This is a genomic window from Jiangella anatolica (assembly GCF_003236295.1).
GTDB lineage: Bacteria > Actinomycetota > Actinomycetes > Jiangellales > Jiangellaceae > Jiangella > Jiangella anatolica.
On sequence record NZ_POTW01000172.1, the window covers coordinates 1 to 4,989 of the forward strand.

Genomic DNA, 4,989 nt, shown 5'->3' on the forward strand with positions numbered 1-4,989 from the left:
GGGGTGGTGGGCAGACCATCCGGACGGACAACCCGATCGTCGACCTGCAGCGCAACCTGCAGCGCGCCGAGAACGTCGAGGTGCTGCGGTACACCTCGTCGGCCAACCAGGAGACCTACATCCGCATCGTGACGCTCGACGTGTTCGACGGCGAGGAGTGGAAGACGTCGGACCGGCCGGTGCCCGACTCCGTCGACTCCGGCATGCCGTGGCCGCAGGGCCTCGACGAGGGCGAATGGCCGGTCGTCGACTACGACATCACCGTCACCGACGACTTCAGCTCCAGCTGGCTGCCGCTCCCCTACCCGGCGCAGCGCATCGAGATCGAGGGCGACTGGCGCTACCACGGGCCGACGCTGGACGTCGTGGCCGACGGCGACGACGTCCGGGCCCGCAGGTACGGCGTGCAGAGCCTGGCGCTGGCGCCGACGGTCGACGCGCTGCGCAGCGCCGGCCCGCCCAGCGACGACGTCGACGCGATGCTGGAGCTGCCCGACGAGCTGCCCTCGATCGTCACCGAGCTCGCCGACCAGGTCACCCAGGGCGCCGCCGACGACTTCAGCCGGGCCGCCGCGCTGCAGGAGTGGTTCCGCAGCCCCGAGCTGGGCGACTTCGAGTACGACATCGAGTCGACGTCCGGGCACTCGGCCACCGCGCTGGAGGACTTCCTCACCGAGCGCACCGGCTACTGCGAGCAGTTCGCCGCAACGATGGCGATCATGGCCCGCTACCTGGGCATCCCGGCCCGGGTCGCGGTCGGCTTCACCGGCGGCGACTACCAGGGCAACGGGACGTTCCTGGTCCGCTCCCACAACTCGCACGCATGGCCGGAGCTGTACTTCGAGGGGTCCGGCTGGGTCCGGTTCGAGCCCACGCCGGCCGCGATCACCGGCGTCGCGCCGGACTGGACCCGGGTCCCCAACGAGGCCCCGGAGGTGCCCGGCATCGACCCGACGGCCCCGGCGCCGCAGCCGTCCAGCACCGCGCCGTCGATCCCGCGCGACGACGAGCTCGGCGGCGGCGCCGCGGCCGGCCAGCAGGACCCGCCGTCGCAGTGGCCGTTGATCCTGCTCGGCGCGCTGGCACTGGCGGCGTTCTTCCTCACCCCGACGGTCGGGGCCCGGATCGGCCGCGAGCTGCGCTGGCGCCGTGCCGGTGACGATCCGCGGGCCTCGGCCGAGGCGGCCTGGGCCGACCTGCGCGAGACCGCCCGCGACGCCGGGCTGCCCTGGGACCCGGCGGCGACGCCACGGGCCACCGGCCGCCGGCTGGCGACGGCCGCGTCGCTGGACGACGACGAACGCGACCTGCTGAACCATCTGGTCGGCGCGGTGGAGCAGGCGCGGTACGCCCGCCGGGCCGAGCCGGTGGAGGCGTTGCGGGCCGACACCGACCTCGTGCGCCGCTCCATCGGCCGGTCCGCGTCGGTGGGCCGGCGGGTGGTGGCGTTCCTGCTGCCGACGCGGCTGCGCGACAGCGCCGGCGAGGCCAACCGGCGCCTGGTCGACGGCTTCGCCTGGCTCGACGACGCCGGCGAACGGCTGCGCGCCTCGGCCGCGTCGGCCGCCCTGCGCCGCCGGCTCCCGGTGCCCCGTCCGCCGGCCGAGTGACACCGGGGTCGCCCGTCGAATGACACCAGGGCGCCGGCCGCCCGTGCGGTGCCGCAGGTCACGTCGCTAGGTCCGGACCACCGGGCGCTCATGGACGCCCTGGACGCGGAAACGCCGCCTCAGCTCTGCTGGCTGGGGCGGCGCTGACCGCGATGGATCGGTAAGGGTTACTGGCCGTAGCCGCGCTCGCGCCGGTTGCGCCAGCGCTGCTCCATGCGCTCCATGAACGAGCCGCTCGTACGCGGTCCCTTGGGACGGCGCTGCCGGCGCGGCGAGCCGGGGCTGATGTCGGGCACCTCGCCCGTGGCGGCGGTGGCGGCCGCGCCATCGGTGGGCGGCACGCGTCGCCAGGAGGTGACGGCGTAGAAGGCCGAGCCGAGCATGACCACGAAACCCGCGACACCGAGGGCGATCACCGCGGTGACCGCGCCCGTCATGAGCATCACGACACCGACGACGAAGACCAGGCCGGCGAGAACAGCACGCCGCCGGTAGCGCCGACGCAGATCCGCGCCACGCATCGCGGTGGCGAACTTCGGATCCTCGGCGAGGAGCGCCTGCTCCATCTGCTCGAGCAGCCGCTGCTCATGATCGGAGAGTGGCACCGTTCCCCTCCAATGAACACGGAAATCTATGGGCACCTGCTGTAAGGACCAGCATATGCGGCCGACGCCACCGAAGAAAGCCAGGCGTTCGACCGAAGCCGGTCGATCTCACGGTACCCCTCCGGCGGCCGGTCGGCGGGCAAGCACGTGCAGCGCCGCGGCGACGGCCCGGAACGCCGGGTGCGCGACGACGGCGGCCTCCAGCTCGGCGAGAGCGGCCGCCTCCGCAGGGTCGTCGACGACACTGCCGGCGACCAGGTCGGTGAGCACGCGCACGCCGTGTACCTCGTCGACCGCCAGCCCGGCGCCGGCGAGCAGCGCGCGGACACCGTCCTCGTCGAACCGGCGTGGCAGCGGGTCCGACGCGCCCCAGCGGCCGTCCGGGTCGTCGAGCAGCCGCCGTGCGTCGCCCAGGTGCCCGGCCAGCGCCTTGGCCAGTACGGCGGCGTAGCGCTGGGCGACGACGACGCTGGCGACGCCGCCGGGGCGCAGCGCCGCCGCGATCGCCGTCACCGCTCCACCGACGTCGTCGACGACCTCCAGCACGCCGTGGCACAGCACGACGTCGGCGCCGTCCGGGCCGACGACGCCGGCCAGCCCGGCCGCGTCACCCTGCACGGCGCTGATCTGGTCGCCGACCCCCTCCTCGGCGGCCCGGCGGGCCAGCGTGGCCAGCGCGTTCGGGCTCGGGTCGACGACGGTGACGCGGTGGCCGATGCGGGCCAGCGGCACCGCGAACACGCCGCTCCCGCCGCCGAGGTCGACGATGTCGAGCTCGCGGCGGCCGGTGGACGTGCTCAGCGCGGCCAGCGCCTCGTACAGCTGGGTCCAGATCGCCTCGGTGCGCGGGTTGCGGCGGACGCGCTCGTTCATCGCGTCACGCGTCGCTCGAGCGGGCCCAGATGTTCAGCCCCGCCTCGACGGCGGACTTGTCGATCTCGGCGAGCTCGCCGTCGGTGAGGTCGAGCCGGTCCAGCGCGCCCAGGCTGTCCTCCAGCTGGGCCACCGTCCGGGCGCCGATCAGCACCGACGTCACCCGCTCGTCGCGCAGCGCCCACGACAGCGCCAGCTGGGCGAGCGTCTGGCCGCGCGACTGGGCGACCTCGTTCAGCGCCCGCAGCCGCTCGACGACGTCATCGGTGATCAGCGACGACGAGAACGATCCGCCGCGGGCCGCGCGCGAGTCGTCGGGCACGCCGCCGAGGTACTTCTGCGTCAGCAGCCCCTGCGCCAGCGGCGAGAACGCGATGATGCCGAGGCCCTCGTCGGCGCACGCCTCGGTGAGGCCGGCCTCGATCCAGCGGTTGAACATCGAGTACGACGGCTGGTGGATGGCCAGCGGCGTGCACAGCTCGCGCATGATGGCCGCGGCCTCGCGGGTCCGCTCCGGCGAGTACGACGAGATGCCGGCGTACAGCGCCCGGCCGGACCGCACCGCGGTGTCCAGCGCGCCCATCGTCTCCTCGAGCGGCGTGTCGGGGTCGAAGCGGTGCGAGTAGAAGATGTCGACGTAGTCCAGGCCCATCCGGTCCAGCGACGCGTCGAGGCTGGCCAGCAGGTACTTGCGCGAGCCCCACTCGCCGTACGGGCCGGGCCACATGTCGTAGCCGGCCTTCGTCGAGATGATCAGCTCGTCGCGGTACGGGCGGAAGTCCTCGGCGAAGATGCGGCCGAAGTTCTTCTCCGCCGAGCCGGGCGGCGGGCCGTAGTTGTTGGCCAGGTCGAAGTGCGTGACGCCGCGGTCGAACGCGGTGCGCAGGATGGCCCGCTGCGTGGCCAGCGGCGACTCGTCGCCGAAGTTCTGCCACAGGCCCAGCGAGATCGCCGGCAGCTTCAGTCCGGTGCGACCGCTGCGGCGGTACGGGGTGTCGATGTAGCGCGCCTCGTCGGCCCGGTACGGCGCGCCTACGTGGAGGTTCTTTTGCGGACGGTCAGCCATGCTGCGAACCTATCGCCCGTGCCCCCGTCCCGCGCCAGCGACCGTCCCCGTCCCGACCGGTTCGCCGGCGTCCACGACATCGACTCCGGGACGGCGGAGCTCGTTCCCGACCGGTCCGACCCCGGTGGCTGGACGATCATGGTCAACGGCGTGCCCAGCTCCTACGTCCACCTCAACGACCCCACCCGGCTGGACTTCGAGTACATGCAGTGGACCGGCCACGTCCTCGACGTCGCCGTGCCGCCGGGCGAGCCACTGTCCGTCGTCCACGTCGGCGGGGCGGGCTGCACGCTCGCGCTGTACGTGGCGGCGACGCGGCCGGGCTCGCCGCAGACGGTGTTCGAGGTCGACGCCGCGCTGGTCACGCTGATGCGGCAGGCGTTCGGGCTGCGCGCGGTGCGGGGGCTGCGGCTGCGCGCCGCCGACGGGCTGGCCGGGCTGGGCTCGTTGCCGGCGGCGCACTCGGCCGCCGTCGTCCGGGACGCGTTCGACGGCGCCCAGGTGCCGCCGCACCTCACCGCGACGGCGTTCTACGCCGAGGTCGCGCGGGTGCTGCTGCCCGGCGGCCTCTACGCCGGCAACGTCGCGGACACAGCACAGGTCCGCGAGTCCCGCGTCGAGGCGGCGACCGCGCTGGAGGTGTTCGCGCACGTCGCGCTGATCGCCGAGCCCGGCCAGTTGCGCGGGCGCCGGTACGGCAACGTCGTGCTGGTGGCGTCGCAGGAGCCGCTGCCCTCGGACGCGCTGATCCGGCGGCTGGCCGGTGGCGCCGTCCGGGCCCGCTACGTGGAGCCGGAGCGGGTCAAGGAGCTGGTCCTGTCTCTTCTACACATCT

5 protein-coding genes are annotated in these 4,989 nt (G+C 73.9%); 2 read left to right on the top strand and 3 right to left on the bottom strand.

Annotated features, from left to right (window positions below; translation table 11 throughout):
* Positions 1-1,610, top strand: a 1,610-nt coding sequence (locus C1I92_RS32610) for a transglutaminase TgpA family protein (protein WP_233507556.1), incomplete at its 5' end; no start/stop codon positions are given.
* A 167-nt stretch (positions 1,611-1,777) separates the two neighbouring features.
* Here the strand turns inward: C1I92_RS32610 and C1I92_RS32615 are convergent.
* From C1I92_RS32615 to mgrA, 3 genes are all read right to left on the bottom strand, one after another.
* Complete coding sequence (locus C1I92_RS32615) at positions 1,778-2,176, bottom strand: SCO2097 family morphological protein (protein WP_233507557.1); 399 nt, start codon at positions 2,174-2,176, stop codon at positions 1,778-1,780.
* A 147-nt stretch (positions 2,177-2,323) separates the two neighbouring features.
* The gene (locus tag C1I92_RS32620) at positions 2,324-3,088 is read right to left on the bottom strand and encodes a class I SAM-dependent methyltransferase (RefSeq protein WP_111258787.1); all 765 of its coding nucleotides are present in this window, start codon (positions 3,086-3,088) and stop codon (positions 2,324-2,326) included.
* A gap of 4 nt (positions 3,089-3,092) precedes the next feature.
* Entirely contained in the window at positions 3,093-4,154 is a 1,062-nt protein-coding gene (gene mgrA, locus C1I92_RS32625) for an L-glyceraldehyde 3-phosphate reductase (RefSeq protein WP_111258788.1), read from the bottom strand.
* An 18-nt stretch (positions 4,155-4,172) separates the two neighbouring features.
* On the opposite strand from mgrA, the gene C1I92_RS32630 reads away from it, so the two are divergent.
* On the top strand, positions 4,173-4,989 hold an 817-nt coding region (locus C1I92_RS32630; protein ID WP_111258789.1), incomplete at its 3' end, for a spermidine synthase.